This window comes from Carnobacterium sp., from assembly GCF_045617425.1.
GTDB lineage: Bacteria > Bacillota > Bacilli > Lactobacillales > Carnobacteriaceae > Carnobacterium_B.
This window is the reverse complement of sequence record NZ_JAZLIO010000009.1, coordinates 301,840-318,952: the sequence shown is the minus strand read 5'-3', so window position 1 is coordinate 318,952 and position 17,113 is coordinate 301,840. Positions and strand designations below refer to the sequence as shown.

18 protein-coding genes are annotated in these 17,113 nt (G+C 34.3%); 11 read left to right on the top strand and 7 right to left on the bottom strand.

Features of this window, described 5'->3' with window-relative positions:
* The first annotated feature begins 32 nt into the window (after positions 1-32).
* Positions 33-704: a ribose-5-phosphate isomerase RpiA gene (gene rpiA / locus ACKI3H_RS04810; protein WP_407371137.1), complete on the top strand. Its 672-nt coding sequence runs from the start codon at positions 33-35 to the stop codon at positions 702-704.
* A gap of 144 nt (positions 705-848) precedes the next feature.
* Positions 849-2,150, top strand: coding sequence for a pyrimidine-nucleoside phosphorylase (locus ACKI3H_RS04805; RefSeq protein WP_407371136.1), 1,302 nt, complete (start codon positions 849-851; stop codon positions 2,148-2,150).
* Positions 2,151-2,193: 43 nt separating this feature from the next.
* Here the strand turns inward: ACKI3H_RS04805 and ACKI3H_RS04800 are convergent, their stop codons facing one another.
* Positions 2,194-2,403 (bottom strand): pyrimidine-nucleoside phosphorylase, encoded by a 210-nt coding sequence (locus ACKI3H_RS04800; protein WP_407371135.1) that lies wholly within the window; start codon positions 2,401-2,403, stop codon positions 2,194-2,196.
* Positions 2,404-2,582: 179 nt separating this feature from the next.
* Between ACKI3H_RS04800 and ACKI3H_RS04795 the strand changes: the two genes are divergently transcribed.
* The 3 genes from ACKI3H_RS04795 to ACKI3H_RS04785 all read left to right on the top strand — a co-directional run bounded on the left by ACKI3H_RS04795 (position 2,583) and on the right by ACKI3H_RS04785 (position 4,513).
* Complete coding sequence (locus tag ACKI3H_RS04795) at positions 2,583-3,305, top strand: AzlC family ABC transporter permease (RefSeq protein WP_407371134.1); 723 nt, start codon at positions 2,583-2,585, stop codon at positions 3,303-3,305.
* Positions 3,298-3,621 carry an AzlD domain-containing protein gene (locus tag ACKI3H_RS04790; RefSeq protein ID WP_407371133.1) on the top strand — a complete coding sequence of 108 codons (324 nt, stop codon included), beginning with the start codon at positions 3,298-3,300 and terminating at the stop codon, positions 3,619-3,621. Before ACKI3H_RS04795 ends, ACKI3H_RS04790 begins: the two co-directional genes overlap by 8 nt.
* Positions 3,622-3,727: 106 nt before the next feature.
* On the top strand, positions 3,728-4,513 hold the full coding sequence (locus tag ACKI3H_RS04785) for a GNAT family N-acetyltransferase (RefSeq protein ID WP_407371132.1): 786 nt from the start codon (positions 3,728-3,730) through the stop codon (positions 4,511-4,513).
* A 70-nt stretch (positions 4,514-4,583) separates the two neighbouring features.
* On the opposite strand, the gene fni is transcribed toward ACKI3H_RS04785, so the two are convergent.
* Genes fni through ACKI3H_RS04755 form a run of 6 tightly spaced genes read right to left on the bottom strand, consistent with a single transcriptional unit; the run spans position 4,584 to position 10,425 of the window.
* Positions 4,584-5,654, bottom strand: coding sequence for a type 2 isopentenyl-diphosphate Delta-isomerase (fni, locus tag ACKI3H_RS04780; protein ID WP_407371131.1), 1,071 nt, complete (start codon positions 5,652-5,654; stop codon positions 4,584-4,586).
* Between the two features lie 42 nt (positions 5,655-5,696).
* Positions 5,697-6,773 (bottom strand): phosphomevalonate kinase, encoded by a 1,077-nt coding sequence (locus ACKI3H_RS04775; RefSeq protein WP_407371130.1) that lies wholly within the window; start codon positions 6,771-6,773, stop codon positions 5,697-5,699.
* Between the two features lie 44 nt (positions 6,774-6,817).
* The gene (gene mvaD / locus ACKI3H_RS04770) at positions 6,818-7,804 is read right to left on the bottom strand and encodes a diphosphomevalonate decarboxylase (protein WP_407371129.1); all 987 of its coding nucleotides are present in this window, start codon (positions 7,802-7,804) and stop codon (positions 6,818-6,820) included.
* Positions 7,797-8,741, bottom strand: coding sequence for a mevalonate kinase (gene mvk / locus ACKI3H_RS04765; RefSeq protein ID WP_407371128.1), 945 nt, complete (start codon positions 8,739-8,741; stop codon positions 7,797-7,799). The genes mvaD and mvk overlap by 8 nt, the downstream gene beginning before the upstream one ends.
* Before the next feature lie 52 nt (positions 8,742-8,793).
* A complete protein-coding gene (locus tag ACKI3H_RS04760) occupies positions 8,794-10,152 on the bottom strand; it encodes a tripartite tricarboxylate transporter permease (protein ID WP_407371127.1) in 1,359 nt (452 codons plus the stop codon).
* A gap of 27 nt (positions 10,153-10,179) precedes the next feature.
* On the bottom strand, positions 10,180-10,425 hold the full coding sequence (locus tag ACKI3H_RS04755; protein ID WP_407371126.1) for a hypothetical protein: 246 nt from the start codon (positions 10,423-10,425) through the stop codon (positions 10,180-10,182).
* A gap of 218 nt (positions 10,426-10,643) precedes the next feature.
* Here ACKI3H_RS04755 and coaA point away from each other — a divergent pair, with 218 nt between their 5' ends.
* The 6 genes from coaA (at position 10,644) to ACKI3H_RS04725 (ending at position 16,752) form a co-directional block, all read left to right on the top strand.
* Entirely contained in the window at positions 10,644-11,567 is a 924-nt protein-coding gene (gene coaA, locus ACKI3H_RS04750) for a type I pantothenate kinase (protein WP_407371125.1), read from the top strand.
* A 116-nt stretch (positions 11,568-11,683) separates the two neighbouring features.
* The gene (guaA, locus tag ACKI3H_RS04745) at positions 11,684-13,234 is read left to right on the top strand and encodes a glutamine-hydrolyzing GMP synthase (RefSeq protein WP_407371382.1); all 1,551 of its coding nucleotides are present in this window, start codon (positions 11,684-11,686) and stop codon (positions 13,232-13,234) included.
* Between the two features lie 823 nt (positions 13,235-14,057).
* Positions 14,058-14,318 carry a hypothetical protein gene (locus ACKI3H_RS04740; RefSeq protein ID WP_407371124.1) on the top strand — a complete coding sequence of 87 codons (261 nt, stop codon included), beginning with the start codon at positions 14,058-14,060 and terminating at the stop codon, positions 14,316-14,318.
* A complete protein-coding gene (locus ACKI3H_RS04735) occupies positions 14,299-14,838 on the top strand; it encodes a hypothetical protein (protein WP_407371123.1) in 540 nt (179 codons plus the stop codon). Before ACKI3H_RS04740 ends, ACKI3H_RS04735 begins: the two co-directional genes overlap by 20 nt.
* Positions 14,839-14,843: 5 nt before the next feature.
* Complete coding sequence (locus ACKI3H_RS04730) at positions 14,844-15,092, top strand: ABC-three component system middle component 6 (protein ID WP_407371122.1); 249 nt, start codon at positions 14,844-14,846, stop codon at positions 15,090-15,092.
* The gene (locus ACKI3H_RS04725; RefSeq protein ID WP_407371121.1) at positions 15,067-16,752 is read left to right on the top strand and encodes a hypothetical protein; all 1,686 of its coding nucleotides are present in this window, start codon (positions 15,067-15,069) and stop codon (positions 16,750-16,752) included. The genes ACKI3H_RS04730 and ACKI3H_RS04725 overlap by 26 nt, the downstream gene beginning before the upstream one ends.
* Positions 16,753-17,113: the final 361 nt, after the last annotated feature.

The window sequence follows — 17,113 nt, the reverse complement described above, 5'->3', positions numbered from 1 at the left end:
GAATAAAAGTATGCATCAGGAGGATCAAAAGTATGAATTTAAAGCAATTAGTTGGGGAAAAGGCAGCAGAATATGTAACAGAAGGTATGGTTGTTGGATTAGGAACAGGATCAACGGCTTATTATATGGTTGAAGCTCTTGGAAAGCGTGTTAAAGAGGGATTAACAATTACTGGAGTAACAACGTCCACTCGTACAAAAGAACAAGCTGAACAGTTAGGTATTCCACTGAAAACAATTGATGAAGTTGAAAAAGTAGATGTAACGATTGATGGTGCTGACGAGATTGACGCTCATTACCAAGGAGTAAAAGGCGGAGGAGGAGCTCTTCTATTCGAAAAAATTGTTGCTGACTATTCAAAAAAAGTGATATGGATCGTTGATGAAAGTAAGATGGTCGAAACATTGGGTGCATTTCCCTTGCCAATAGAAGTATTGCCTTATGGAAGTCAGCAATTGATGCGTTTATTTGATGAAAAAGGATTCCAACCGTCGATGAGAAAAAGTGAGACTGACGAGAACTATCTAACAGATGGCGGACATTATATCATTGATTTACATATGGCTAAGATAGAAAATCCTCAGTCATTAGCTTTATGGTTAGACGGGTTAACAGGAGTTATGGAACATGGACTGTTTCTTGATCGTGTGAACACCATCATTGTAGGGCGTGAATCAGGTTTAGAAATTATTGAGGCACGTTAAAATAAACGAAGATTCAGAACGTCACTATGGCTAAAAGATTGGCGATTGATGAGGAAATTGTTAGAATGTATAAATGGTGAAAACGTTTTTTTTAAGATTGTGGTAAGATAAATGAATCAATTTAAATAAAGGGGTATCAGCTAAATGAGAATGGTCGATTTGATTACAAAAAAACAACATGGAAATGCTTTAACTACTGAAGAAATCAATACCATGATCGAAGAATATACAGAAGGTAACATTCCAGAGTACCAAATGAGTGCAATGTTGATGGCAATTTACTTTAAAAATATGGATGATCGCGAGAAAAGTGATCTAACGATGAGTATTGTTCATTCTGGCGAAGAAATTGATCTGTCAGCCATTAAAGGTGTGAAGGTAGACAAACACTCGACAGGTGGAGTAGGCGATACCACAACGCTTGTTTTAGCGCCTCTAGTAGCAAGTTTAGGTATTCCAATGGCTAAGATGAGCGGTCGCGGTCTTGGTCACACAGGTGGGACAATTGATAAATTAGAAGCCATTCCAGGATTTAACGTAGAATTGACTCAAGAGAAATTTATTGAATTAGTAAATGAAAATAAAGTAGCTGTAATCGGGCAATCCGGTAACTTAACGCCAGCAGATAAAAAATTGTACGCTCTAAGAGACGTAACAAGCACAGTTGAATCTATTCCATTGATTGCAAGTTCGATTATGAGTAAAAAAATAGCAGCTGGAGCAGATGCTATCGTATTAGATGTGAAAACAGGTGCTGGAGCCTTCATGAAGACAACAGAGGATGCTAGATTGTTAGCTCACGCTATGGTTCAAATCGGAAACCGCGTTGGACGTAATACAATGGCCGTCATTTCTGATATGAGTCAGCCACTAGGTTTTGCAATCGGGAATGCTTTAGAAGTTAAAGAAGCAATTGACGCTTTAAATGGTAAAGGACCTGCTGATTTAATGGACTTGTGTTTAACATTAGGAAGTCAAATGGTTCACTTGGCTGGCATAGGAAAAGATTTAGATGAAGCAAGATCTTTATTAGAAGAATCCATTAGCAATGGTAAAGCACTTGAAAAATTTAAAACGTTTATTGCTTCTCAAGGCGGAGACACGAGCGTTATTGATAATCCAGAGTTATTGCCAAAATCAGATTTCCAAATTGATGTTTTAGCAAATAGAGACGGATTCGTTTCAGAAATTATAGCGGATGAGTTGGGAATTGCAGCAATGATGTTAGGTGCTGGACGAGCAACAAAAGAAAGCGAAATTGATTTAGCTGTAGGTATTGTCTTGCATAAAAAAGTAGGCGACGCTGTTAAAAAAGGTGAAGCGTTACTGACGATTCACACAAATCAAGAAGAAGTTCCAGACGTAGAACAAAAAATCTGGGAAGGTATCACAATAGCTGATTCAGCTACACCCATTCCTTTGATTCATGAAGTTATCTTAAATTAACAAATAAAAAAAGCGTGTTGAGATTTTTCTCAACACGCTTTTTTTATTTTTTATGAGGATCCGAAAATAAATAGTAAAGAACATAAAGGATAATACTAAAAATACCAACGACTAAGATGACACCCATTAAAGCGTGCAATATAGCCCAAAATCCTCCACTATAAACAGCATTTTTAAGTGCTGGTACAAAAAAGTACACTAAAAAATAAGCAATACTAACAAAGAAAGATCCAATGACTATTCTTTTTAACATGCATACTGACTCCTTTCCCATATCATTCAATAGGTTTACATTATCAAAAGTGGGAAAGAGTTACAATCTAATTAAATTAAACCAACTTTTTCGTAGTGCTAATTAAGAAGAAGTTCTACTAAAAAAACATGACAATGTGATATACTAGCTGTTACACGTTCGTTAGGAGGGATTGAAAAATGAAAAAACAAGATTGGATGGATGGATTAAAAGTGATTTATCCAGTCATGATCAGTTATGTGCCATTGGGGTTAGCCGGTGGTATGGTTTTATATGATGCAGGATTCAACGCGGTCACTATTTTAGCAATGAGTTTACTCGTTTTTGGAGGAGCAGCTCAATTTATGGCGGCTTCAATGGTGAGTATGGGAGCTTCAATTCCAGCAATTATTACCATGACATTCTTTTTAAATTTACGTCATTTATTGATGAGCTCCAGTATGTCTGGTTTTATTAAAAAACCATCGCTACCATTCACTCTTTTTTTCAGTCACACTCTAGCGGATGAGTCATTTGCTATTAACTACAATCAATTTAAAAATCATGAATGGACTGCAAATAAAGCTTTATCGATCAATATCTTAAATTACCTCACATGGTCTTTCAGTACTTTTATTGGTGCAATTGTTGGAAGTGCTTGGGTGATTGATACAACAATCATAAATTATGTTTTAATCGCTATGTTTATCAGTTTACTGGTCAGTCAATTTGTGTCTAAACTGTACATTTTTGTGGGTTTAACAGCCGGAGTATTGGCTGTTGTTTTTACGATTCTTTTACAACATACGATTGCACTAGTAATTGCGGCAATCTTGGCCTCTTTTATCGGTTATTTGGCTGATGAATACTTAATAACGAACAAAAAAGTAAGCATAGGAAATGAGGGGATAGATTATGACTAGTCAGCAACTACAGCTAATCCTAGGTATGGCAATCGTTACATATATCCCACGAGTATTGCCCATGCTTGTTTTAAGCAATCGTTCCATACCGGATAAAATTTCAAAATGGATGTCATTTATTCCTGTGTCCATATTTGCAGCTTTAATATTTTCGGATATTTTCTTTTGGGAAGGCCAATTTAATGTTGATCCAATTAATAACATAAAACTGATTCCTTCTGTAATTGTTTTTTTTGTGGCCTATAAAACAAAAAATCTTTTATGGTCTATGGTATTAGGGATTAGCGCTATTACTTTACTGGTGTATCTGTTTTAAAAATGAGAAAGAATAAATATTCAAATGAAGTGCAAAATGCTACAATTATTTTGTTGAAAAAGTATACTTAAAGGACTAAGGCCGTTATTGGAGAGGAAGAACGAAAATGATTTATAAATGTGATGAAAGTAAGCGAGAAGATGTATTGAATTTTCTCTATCAGGATCCAAGTGTAAATTTATTTGCTATTGGCGATATTGAAACATATGGAGTTGAGCATTTTGATGTAGATGTATGGACTTACGTCAACAGTAAGGATGACATTATTGGTGTTTTAGTGCGTTACAAAGAAAATATTATGCCGATTCATGGGAAAGATTTTGAAGGATTCGATACTTTCTTACCTTTGATTCAAAGTTTGAATCCTATGTATATCTCTGGCAGTGAGGAAGTTATTGCTCAATATGAAGAAGAGTTCATAGATTATGAAAAAGAAGAAACTTGTTTGGCTGAGTGTAAAGAACTGGAAATGGTAAGCCCGCTTCTTCAACAAGTTGCTCCCTTAAATAAAGAAGATATTCAATCATATATTGATTCTCTAAAAGAAACGGGTATGAAGCACGAACAAACAATTGAAGAAATTGCAAATGACTTGGATTTAAACACGAGTGGAATCCAAGTGATCAAAGATGAAAATGGTAAAATTATTTCCTCTGGTAGAATTGCCATTGAAACAAAGCTTTCAGGTATGATATTAGCTGTTGGTACGATTGAGAGTTACCGTAAACAGGGATACGCAACAGCTGTAGTATCTGCCTTAGTGAATTATTGCGACCTGAAGAATAAAACGGCTTGTTTATTTTATTCTGATCCGGATGTCGGCCGATTGTATCAACACTTGGGTTTTAAAGATACACAAAAGTGGATCATGTTAAAAAATAAAGAAGCGTAAGAAACAGAAATACAAAAAAGGTCAACCAGTGAATTCACTGGCTGACCTTTTTTGTATTGCATTAGAAGAATCAGTGCTGTTGTGAAGAGCGATTAGCAAAGATAGAAGCATCGATCTTGCGAAGATCACACCAATCTTTTACTTCTCCAAGCAAGATAATATCAGCTTGACTTAAATCTTTAATCGATTTTTTCCCAAGTAGAGTCATGATTGATGCGATTTGATTCTTCCAGGCATTTACTTCTAGAATAGTAGCCTCTACACCATCTCTTAAAGCCATATGCAAGAATAGACCTGAAATACCAACACCTTTTGCTCCCAGAGATAAGGATTTAACGATGTCTAAGGGGTTGCGTATACCGCCTGAAGCCAAAAGTTCTATTTGATTGATAAACGGCTGAGCTTCTACTAAAGAAATAACGGTTGATTGTCCCCAGTCTTCTAAATAATCGAATTTCTCGGTAGTTCGGCGATAGTTTTCAATCTGGGCAAAATTTGTTCCACCTTGTCCACTAATATCAACAGTTTTTACACCGATTGAAGTCAATTGCTGGATAGTTTCTCGGCTCATTCCGAAACCGACTTCTTTAACGATGACAGGTACAGCTAAATGGTGAACAATGTTTTCTAATTCTGTTAACCAATTGGAAAAATCACGATCGCCTTCTGGCATAACAATTTCTTGTGGTGAGTTTACATGAATCTGAAGTGCATTCGCTTGAATTAAGTCAACAGCCTTCTTAGCATTTTCAAGTGTTTGACCTGTACCTAAGTTAGCAAAGACGATCCCATTTGGATTAACTTCTCGGACAATGGTGTAACTGTCTTTAACAGAAGGATCTTTAAGAGCCGCACTGATCGAACCTGTTGCCATAGCGATGCCAGTTTCGCGGGCAATCAAAGCTAATTTTTCGTTTACCTTTTTTGTCCAGGCACTTCCACCGGTCATCGCATTAATATAGAAAGGGGACGCCATTTCTATTCCTGCAAAGGAAGTAGAGAGAGAGGCATCAGCTACGCTCATTTCAGGAAAAGAATGGTGAACAAAACGGAAAGAATCAAAATCTGATTTGCGTGTCTCTTTAGCAAATTTTTCGGCTAATGAAACATGTTCATTTTTTCGGTTATTCGTAGGTTTCATAATGTGCTCCTCCAAAATTTTTTATCCATAAGAAAGGGGGTATTACTGATCCGATTTTTTGAATACGTGTAATGGAAGATTTATGATTCCTTCTTTTTCCCAATTTGTAATCAGTGACAATAAGCCTTCTTTTCGATTGAAAATAACAATTCCACAATCTCCGCCACCAGCACCTGATGATTTAGCAGCTCCTTTAAACTCTTCTGCCATTGCGCACAATTTAGTCAAAGCAGGTGTTTCAATCGTGACAGAGGTGTCTTGGCTCATTTGAAGCAGAAGTTGTCGGTTTTTTCTTATTTGACGTTGAATCTCATTTACATTTCCTTCTTGAAAAGCATCTATCATCGCGTTAACACAGTGTTTGCTTTCTTTTAAAAAAGTCTCATATGCAATCGCATCTTGGCTGCGTTTGTTGGTTACTTCATCCACTAAGTGAGAAGTAGAAGCCGGCGAACCAGTCCATCCAATAACCAAACGTAAATCTTTTGGAGGAGTTAGCGGCGTAAATGATAAATGAGGCCATTCCATTTCGATCAATTCTTTTACTGTGTTGTGTTCTTTTTGTTCCAATACCCATTTAGGATCAAAAGTTGTAAAGGCTAACCATCCGCCATAAACGCTGGCAGCAACATCCCCACAGGAACCGTTACTTTTAACAGATAAATGAGCTAGAGCTGCTAATTTGAAAATAACGTTTTTGCTGTCTTCAATGCCATAAAAAAGACACAATGCTTGAACAGTTGCAACGGTAACAGCTGCACTTGAACCTAAGCCGTATTTTTTACCTTGTGAACTGTCTAACTCACTATCAACGGTTAAGTGATAAAAGGATAATTCTTTTCCTTGTTCCTTTGCGTATTCTTCGGTCAAACGGATAGCGGCTAAAATATAGTGAAAAGGATTCTCACGTTTATCAAGTACTAAACGATCATTTTCTCGTTTCCATAAAATAGGAAGATTTCCATATTGAAAAGAGGTAATGCTTCCTACGCGTTCCGATTGTTCAAGTGATACGGTAATAAATTGATCTACAGCTACTAAGATAGCTGGATGACCTGGTTCAACAACGGCGTATTCTCCCGCGATATATAACTTACCAGGTGCAGAAGCTTCAATCATACTGTAATTCCTCCTAAGTAATGAACACTGTTTTTTTCAATCTGTTAGAGTGTAACTTCTTTTAAGTCACTTCCAGGACCAGAGATAATCAATTGTTCTTCGCTAAAGTAATTTAAAAAAGCCATTTTTATTTTTTGGCTATCAGATAAACGGCAAAGTACTTTAACATTTGGGCCGGCATCCATTGTGAAGTAACAAGGAATTCCTTGCTTACGTAAGTGCCTTACGAGTTGCATAGCTACAACGCTATCGGGTTCCCAATAAGAAATTGGCGGGTTAGCTCCTAACATAGTACCATGCATTTTCATGCCATTGCTTTCTGTGATCTCGCCAACTTGTTCAAAGTCTTGTTTCCGGATAGCGTTCTTGATATTCACAAGATCAAGTGCGGTACTTTCGACCCATCCTGAATAAAAAGGAGACGTTGCAACGGTTTGTTTCATGCCTTCACGACTAGAGAGTTCTTTTTGTTTTTTATTTACTACCACCACAAGCATACCAATATCCCAAGCAGCATCGTCAATTTTTACAGCATAAGAATCCAGTGAAGAGGTCCCTTTTTGCCATTCAACAAAACCACCATAAATACTACGAGTTGCTGAACCAGAACCTTGTCTTGCGAAAATAGAAAGTTCTTGAGGAGACAGATTTAAGCCAGTTGCTAAATTAGCAGCTCCAGCTAGAGCAGCCATTCCAGAAGCAGAAGAAGCCAGACCTGCCGCTGTAGGTACATAATTGGTGCTTTTAATGATTGCAGGAGTAGTTACATCGGCAGTTTCTCTAAACAAATTTAAAAAGCGACTAACTTTCTGAGTAGCAGCTTCACCTTGAAGAGTATCATTTAAGTAAAACGTATCTTTTTCAGTAGATTCATCAAAAGACACCGAAGTTTCAGTATAAAAAGCATCTAAAGTGAGAGAAAGGCTACTGCTCGTAGGTAAAATAAGAGCATCATCGCGCTTTCCCCAGTATTTAATTAAAGCAATATTTGTATAGGCACGTACTTTTCTTGCATTACTCAACTTATTCATCTCCTAATTGGTGTGTCCATGTGTTTACAGCACCAGCATCTACTAAAGCATTTGAAATACGTGCAGCTGTATCTTTATCGGCTGCTAAAGCAATCATACAGCCTCCGCGTCCGCCACCCGTAAGTTTTGCGCCTAATGCTCCGTTAGTTCTTGCCGTTCGCACTAAATGGTTCAATCGTTCGTTGCTTACACCTAAAGATGAAAGTGTTTCGTGAGCGTCATTCATGACTAACCCTAATGTTACAGGATTAGCAGATTCAATTGCAAATTTTGCTTGTCGTGCCAAGTCGCCTAAGCCATGGATAGCAATCATTGTTGTTTGGGTATTCTCTTTATTTAATTGAGCAATACTAGCAACAGCATCTCTAGTTTGGCCTTTTAAACCTGTGTCGGCAACAATTAAATAGGCAGATAGAGATACTTTAAAAGGAACGAAAGGTTTTCCCTTTATATAATAAAGCGGGTGTCTACCGCTTGTCATTGCAGCATCTAAGCCGCTCGGATTTCCATGAGCGATTGTTTCTGAGATATTGGCTAACCTCAAAAGTTTATCATCTGTAAGAGGGACTGAAAAATAAGCAAATATCGCACGAACTGTTGCGATGGCTACTGCAGCACTGGACCCCATTCCTCTTTCAACCGGAATGGTACTTTCGATGGTCAATTTAAAATTAGTCAATTCTTGTTTCAATTCATTAACTGTTGATTCGACAACAGCTATCAGATTTTCTAAATGTTGAGGAGCTGAAGCTAAGTCTCCTTGATAATAGACACAGTCTAATTGGATAGGCCCTTCAATAGGCGTTATCGTCGCATGGATATGTGTTGCAGGAAAGGGAATGGCTATGGCCGGTTCTCCATAAACAACAGAGTGTTCACCCATTAGAATGATTTTTCCATTAGCTTTTCCTATTGCTGGTTGATTCAGATTCAACATGTTGTAACTCCTTTATTTCGTAATGTAGTGAACGAACTCAAATTAGGAAAGATTAAATTTGAGCAAGTTTTTCGACTAACCATGGAGCAGCATATAGTGTCATAAATTGTATACCATAGTTCATGCCCATTTTATTTAAGGTTCCACTTGCAATTCCAATCAAGAGAACGCCAAAGATATTTATTAAACCTGCATCCATATAAGCTAATAATAGGATAAAGGAAATGAAAAGACCTAAAATTGCTTCATGTGGAATTTTTAATAAAACAAACCGCGAAATTTTTCCAGCATAACGATTGATCACGATATAGCTGATAATTGCAGCAAGAATTGAACCAATTAGGATAGCAACGGTAAATTCGGTTGTACTCAAAATATGATGCAAGTTATGATCAACGGTAAAAACAGGAGGAGCATTAAATAAGGGACTTCCGGGTCCAATAGCAGTGGGAGATAAAGGTATTCCTAAAGCTATCAAGGGAATAATAATACCTGAAAGGTACGTTGATTGTGCTAAAGCACTCATCGTAATAATAGCAGTAGAAGCTTTTTCAACAGGATCCTGTTTTTTATTTGCAACTAATTCGCCAAATAAAATAATCAACCCAACTGGACTTAAGACAAAGAGGAAATTTGAAAAAAGTGCAGATAGGGATGCAGGTTTTAACTCGTTTTTGGATAAGACTTTGAAAGGATTTATTGTTTGATGAGCAGAAGTACTTTTAGGTAACGCAATTTTTTTATACTCATCGGTCAACATCTTCTCACGATTCACCTTATTTAACAGCGAAAGAAGTGAAATAATCAAAGGTCCTATTGTAATGCCTAAAAAGAAAGAGGTCGTAATATTGGTGTCTTTTGGAACAACACCAATTCCCCAATACAAATAGCGCAACCCTTGGAAAAGCATTGCCAAAGGAAGAATGCTCACTAAAGATAAAATTTTGTTTTTTCCTATTAAAGAAAGGAAAATAGCTCCAATAACAAATAAAAGTGAAGAATAAGGTTGAATGATTTCTGCAAAAGGCGTTAATAGATCAGCTAACACTAAAGCAATTGGAACAGATATCAGCGTTCCAATCAAAGATCCAGAAGCCATTTTTTTGATCGTAATCGCGGACATGCCTCGATTTTTTAAGTATAACGCATGTTCAATCATAGGGCTAGAAAGAACTCCGCCGGGGAGCCCAACTAGAGCAGTAGGCATTGAATTGGTTAAATTTAATGTCACGATCGCTGCGATAAAAAAAGTTAATACAATAATGGGTTGTACCCCAGATAAAATAATAGCTAACGTAACTGGCATTAATACAGATGTTTCATCGGTACCAGGGATGAAACCTATAAAAGTATACAAAACAATTGCTGCAAGAGCAGCTATGACCATTTGAATCAACAATAAGAATTCCATAATTTTTGTTCTCTCCAATACTCGTTCTTAACTGTTCTCTTGTTCGTCTTCTATCGTAATGATTCTTTTTGGTTTAATAATGAAAGTTGAAAGGATAAATCCAATCACTGCACCTGCTAGACCAAAAAAAAGTTGTTTCGTTTTGTCATCGCTTGGAGCCAAAAAATAAGCGCCCATAGTAGACCCGCTAGATAAAATGATAGAAATGATTAAGTCTTTTAATTCAACAACGTCTCCCCAAATTTCAAATTTTTCCTGTTTCCCTTTTTTCATTGCAATCTCCCTTAACTGTATCCTATTAGATAGGATGGATTGTAGTCTTATAATGCTATACCAAAATATATAGTACACTATATATAAGATAAATGGCTAGTTAAGTTTCTTTTAAGATAAGCAGTTTCTAATGATAAGGGAGAATAAAAACTATAAAACGAGACATAATTTTGGTACAATAGTCCGGAAGTCTAGGAACTTGGGGGATCTACTATTATATGAAAGAGTCTGCTACATTTCATATCATTGAGCGTGAAGAGTGGAAAAAATTAAACATTGATAGCATTGCTCCATTATCGTCCAATGAATTAGAAGAATTAAAAGGGTTGAATGACCAAATTTCGATTAAAGACGTGGAAGAGATTTACATACCAATTGTTCACGTGTTAGACGTGTATTTGAAAAATTATGAACAGCTACAAGCAAAAAAAAATAAATTTTTAAAGAGAGATACACTTCAAAAACCTTACATCATTGGAATTGCTGGAAGTGTAGCCGTTGGGAAAAGCACAACAGCACGGTTACTTCAAATGATGCTTTCAAGAGTATACAAAGACAAATCTGTGGAAATGATTACCACTGACGGATTCTTATACCCTAATAAAATACTGGTAGAAAAAGGAATCATGAACCGTAAAGGATTTCCTGAAAGTTACAATATGCAGCAATTGATTTCATTCTTAGGAGATGTAAAAAACGGCAAATCAACTGTTGTTTCACCTGTTTATTCCCATGAATCGTATGATATTGTGGAAGGTGAAGAACATGTCTTAGAACAGCCAGATATACTCATTGTTGAAGGAATCAATGTCTTACAACTTCCGGCAAATCAACAAATTTATATTAGTGATTTTTTTGACTTTTCAATTTTTGTAGACGCTGAAGCAGAATTAATAGAGAAATGGTATTTAGAACGTTTTGGCCTATTGTTAGGTACGGCATTTAAAAAACCAGGAAACTATTATTATTCTTACGCGCAAGGCGATCGAGAAGAAGCGTTTGAAATGGCTCGTGGAGTATGGAAAACGGTGAACTTGAAAAACTTGAAAGAATACATTTCGCCTACTAAGAATAGAGCAGAATTGATTATTCATAAAACAGATCATCATTACATCGATCAGCTTTTATTAAAAAAGTATTAAAAAGGAAAAGGGATACATCTACTGTGCGGTTGACCAATGTTAAAATAGTCGGTAGAATGAAAAAATACAATAAAAATTAGATTTGAAAATAATAATTTGGGGTGGACTGTGTGGTAATGGTTACAGATTTAACAAATGTTGAAAAAATGATAGTACTAGATTTTGGAAGTCAATACAATCAATTGATTACACGTCGTATTCGTGAATTAGGCGTTTATTCTGAATTGTTGTCTCATAAAGTGACTGCTGAAGAATTAAAAGGCATGAATGCTAAAGGGATCATTTTTTCTGGCGGTCCAATGAGTGTTTATGATGAAGGTTCTTTTTCTGTTGACCCTGAGATTTTCAATATGGGAATTCCTATTTTAGGAATTTGTTACGGTATGCAATTAATGACAACTGCTTTAGGTGGTAGAGTTGAAGGCAGCGAAAACAGAGAGTATGGTAAAGCAAGCATCAACATCAATGATCAACATGCTCCTTTATTTAACTCATTAGCAGAGACTGAAACAGTTTGGATGAGCCATGGAGATTTGGTGACTCAAGTTCCAGAAGGTTTTGTTATCTCAGCTACTAGCCCTCATTGTCCAATTGCTTCAATGTTTAACCCACAAAAGAATTTTCATGCCGTTCAATTTCACCCTGAAGTACGCCATTCAGAACACGGAAATGAAATGTTGAAAAACTTTACTTTTGATGTGTGTGGCTGTGAAGGAAACTGGAGTATTGCTGATTTCATCGATTCTGAAATTGCCATTATCCGCGAAACAGTCGGCGACAAAAAAGTATTGCTTGGATTATCAGGCGGAGTAGACTCAAGTGTTGTTGGCGTATTGTTACAAAAAGCAATCGGCGACCAATTGACGTGTATCTTTGTGGATCATGGTTTATTGCGTAAAGGCGAAAGCGAACAAGTAATGGAAAGCCTAGTTGGTAAATTTGGGTTGAACATCATTCGTGTAGATGCGAAAGAACGTTTCATGGCTAAATTAGCTGGCGTGAGCGATCCAGAAACCAAACGTAAAATCATCGGTAATGAATTTGTTTATGTCTTTGATGATGAAGCAACAAAACTTGAAGGTGTTGATTTCCTAGCTCAAGGAACGCTTTACACGGACGTGATTGAAAGTGGAACAGATACTGCTCAAACAATTAAATCGCATCACAACGTAGGTGGACTTCCTGAAGATATGCAATTCAAACTGATCGAACCTTTAAATACTTTATTTAAAGATGAAGTTCGTGAATTAGGAATTCAATTAGGCATGCCAGAAAGCCTTGTATGGCGTCAACCATTCCCGGGTCCTGGTCTAGGAATTCGTGTAATTGGTGAAATAACTGAAGAAAAATTAGAAATCGTTCGCGATAGTGACTTTATCTTAAGAGAAGAAATCGCTGCTGCCGGTCTTGACCGTGACATCTGGCAATACTTCACCGTTCTTCCTGGATTCCGCAGCGTCGGAGTAATGGGAGACGGACGTACGTATGATTATACTATCGGAATTCGTGCCGTAACTTCAATTGATGGTATGACAAGTGACTTTGCACGTATCCCTTGGGACGTCTTGCAAAAAATCTCTGTTCGTATCGTAAATGAAGTAAAACACGTTAACCGTATCGTGTATGACATTACGAGCAAGCCACCAGCAACTATAGAGTGGGAATAAAACATATAGATAATAAGGAATGGCAGTCCTGTTTGAATAGCTTTCTTTTCTAAATAGTTGAATCGAAAATGATTTGTAAGAAATAGTTCACCACCAATCTCCCTACCAAAAAGAAAGTGATTAGGTGTTATATTTGCTCAAAAAAGAAGGTCTTAAGAAAGCTCGTAAAGCTTCTCAATTCTCAAAACGTTAATTTTTTATTGTACCAACGTTTAAAGACACTTTCCAACTTGTTGGAAAGTGTCTTTTTTATTTTTTTGGCACATATATTGGGACTAAAAAGTGTTAGTATTTTACTTAGTAATAAAAAATTCAATTATATAATTAAACTCATATTTTTGTTTGTATAATATAGAATGATGTAGAGGGTATAAAATAAGTTACTACAAGCAAGAATTGCTATTGACATAACAAAGTTACTTGAATAATTAAAATGTATTATTTAGAAGAATTCAGATTTTCTATTATATGCGTTATGTTTTTAATGAAAGCTTGTGAAGAGTTACTACTGTTATCTGATTTTTAAGATGTTTATTCATACCAAATCAAGCTAGCAAAATACTATTATAAATAATCCAACTCTTTGAAATTAAGAATTTAGATAAGTGAAAATAATGATCTAGGTATAAAAAGTTCAAAAGAAATATCAACATTTTGACACACAAAACTCAGTCTAAATAAAAGGAAATACACGTGAAAACATTTGTAGAAATTTATAAATGTGAAGGAATCATCATACCTAGTGACATCCCAGCAACTCAAAAACTTCAACACATTGCAAAGTGAGTTTTATGTTATAATAAATCAAATTGGAGGAAGAAAAATGAAATTAGAGTTTATTAATATTATTTTAGGAATTATTGCATCTGGGCTTTCAATATATAGTTTGGTTAAAAGTAAAAAATCAGAAGATAAAGTAGAAAATTTAACACAAATATTAAACGATGCTGGAATTGAAATAAATTTTGCTAGTGGCAAAAAGAGTAAACAAGTTGTAGCAAAAGGTGGTTCTGTTGGATTTATGGGAAATAAAAATTCAATAAATTATAATAGGAGTAGTGAGGATGATGAGAATAGGAAATGATATATCTGCAACTGATTATTCGATAGCATTTAGCGGCAATGATAATATTGTTAATCAATATATTTCTCCTGTAAGACAACCAAAGAGAGCATTTATTTATGATATTTGTAAAATAATAGTTGAAAAAAATTTTGATGGAAGTGTTGAATACTCTATAAGTGATAATGTTAATTGGAGCTTAAAAATTGAGTATAATGAGATAGTGAAATATAAGATGCTATTTGATGAGTATTCGTTTGCAAGAGAAGATATTGAAGGATTATTGGATGGATATGAAAGTAGAACTATATTAATTAGGAGTTTTAAACGACTTTATGTTGATTCGGTTTGTGACTTTCCTGATAAAAGTAATGACGATAGATTAGATTGGATATTTAAAGAGTTATGTAAGGCAGTTGACGAGGCTAGTGATCCAATGGCTTCAATGTATATTGAAGAAAGAGATCAAGCAATACTTCAATTGATGTTTTATGCATTTACTAAGTGCCAAATATTGGAAAAACCTCCTAAGAAAGGATAAGTAGAATGGAAAGTATTTTAATTAATTTAGATGCTAAACCAAATGATAGTATATATTACATTTCGGCTTGTATTCTAGAAGAAGTAGAAAAAACTTCTAATGTTGAAAAATTATTTAATATTATGCAATCTACTTATAATGAAACACTTACATATCATGATTATATGTTATCGTTAAACTTTTTATTTTTGTTAGGTAAATTATCAATTAATGAAAGAGGTGATTTATTTGTTTATAAAAAGTCTAGCAATTAGAGAATCTTTAGAGGATAAAGAAATTAGAAAAATAACCTTTAAAAAAGGTATGAATATAATTACCGATGGAGCAAATAACGACGGAGAAAAAGGGAATAGTCTTGGTAAAACAACAGTTTTAAGAGTTGTAGATATATGTTTAGGATCCAAACATAGAAAATTTTTATATCATGATGCAGAGTTAGATAACACAAACACTATTTTAGAAAAATATATACATGAAAATAAAGTATATGCAGAAATGGAGTTATGTGATGATTTAGTAGATACTAAAACAATCGTTACTTTAAAAGTAGAATTGTTTCAGAGAGGCAAAAGGTATATTAATAATCAATTTTTAAATGAAACAGAGTATCATAAAAAATTAAATGAACTTTTATTTAATAATTTTTCGGAGAAACCAACCTTCAGACAGTTAATAGGAATGTTTGTGAGAATTGGACAACAGGATGATAATAATAGGTTTTTAAAATTTATAAATTATAATGTCGCTTCTGAGGTATATGAAAATATATATTCTTTTTTATTTAGATTAGATGATACAGTGCGTAGTGAACAGATATTACAGTTAAAAAATGATATAAAAAACCTAAATAATGATATTAAGCAATTTAAGTATTTTCATAGTATAAAAAATGAAAATATTTTAAAGCAACAATTGTTAAGTTTAAATTCAGATATAGAACGTATTACTAGTAATATGAATCAATTAGTAAATGCTGATGAGTACAAAAAAAATGAACAAAAGATACAGCAAATAAGATTAGATTATACAAACATGCTTGATGAAATAGATAATAGAGAATTTAAGTTATCCAAACTTAAGGGCAATTTAAAAAAAGCTGAGACAGAAAGTAACTCTAAAATTAATCTTTCAGTTTTAGAAAATTTATATACAGAAACTGAAAAAGAAGTTGGAGGATTACAGAAAACTTTTTTAGAACTAGTTGAATTCAATGATTCAATAACAAAAAATAAAATAGATTTTTATACAGAACAAATAAAAAACTATGAAATTAAAGTGGATGAAATAAATTCTCAAATAGAAAAATATTTTTTTGAGAATCAAAATATAATAATACTAATTAAAAATAATCAGTTAGAGGAATACCAGGAATTTGAAAATGAGAAGAACAAATTATTAGAAGATAAGGGACGTTTATTAGAAGTAAAGGAAAAGTATGAATCTTTACTAAGCAACCTTTTGAATGTGGAAAAAAAGTTGGAGGATATTCCTGAAACTTCTACAAATATAGATGAAGTAACAAATGATTTTAATGCTTACTTTAGATTGTATAGTGAAAAAATAATACAGGAAAAATTTATACTATATCCGACAGGGAAAACATTTCCAATAGGTGTTACAAATGAAGAGACTGGATTAAGTACTGGTACAAAAAAATCTGCTATAGCAGCATTTGATTTAGCTTATCAAAGCTATTCTAAAGATAAAGGAATAACAGTTCCTAACTTTATAGTACATGATGTATTAGAATCAATGGATAAAGTAGGATTAGATGGTATTATCGATATTACTAATTCTATTGATTGCCAGTATATTTTTGCTATTTTAAGTGAAAAATTAAGCAATTCTGATAAGATTAAACAAGAGGATATTCGTTTAACTTTAACTAGTGATGATAAATTCTTCAAAGTTTAATTTGATGAAAATCAATTATATAGACTGAATTAGTTTATGTTTTGAATATTATTACTAATACAAGTTGAATAATATTTTAATTATGTTTAGAGTACAAGAGACTCAAAGCTGATAGGATTTGTAGGTATTAGACTAAATCTTAAAAAATCCCGTAAGTCTTTTCAATTCTAAAAACGTTAATATATAGTATATATCAACATTTTTGACACTTCCTAATTTTTTTGGGAGGTTTTTTTTCTAAGATGATTGTTATAAGGAATGTTTAAATAATTTGTTGAATTGATCGAGGTACATTTTATTTTCAATTGATTTCAATAAATTAGTTAGTTAATAATTGATAAAGATTTTGGGAATTCATAAC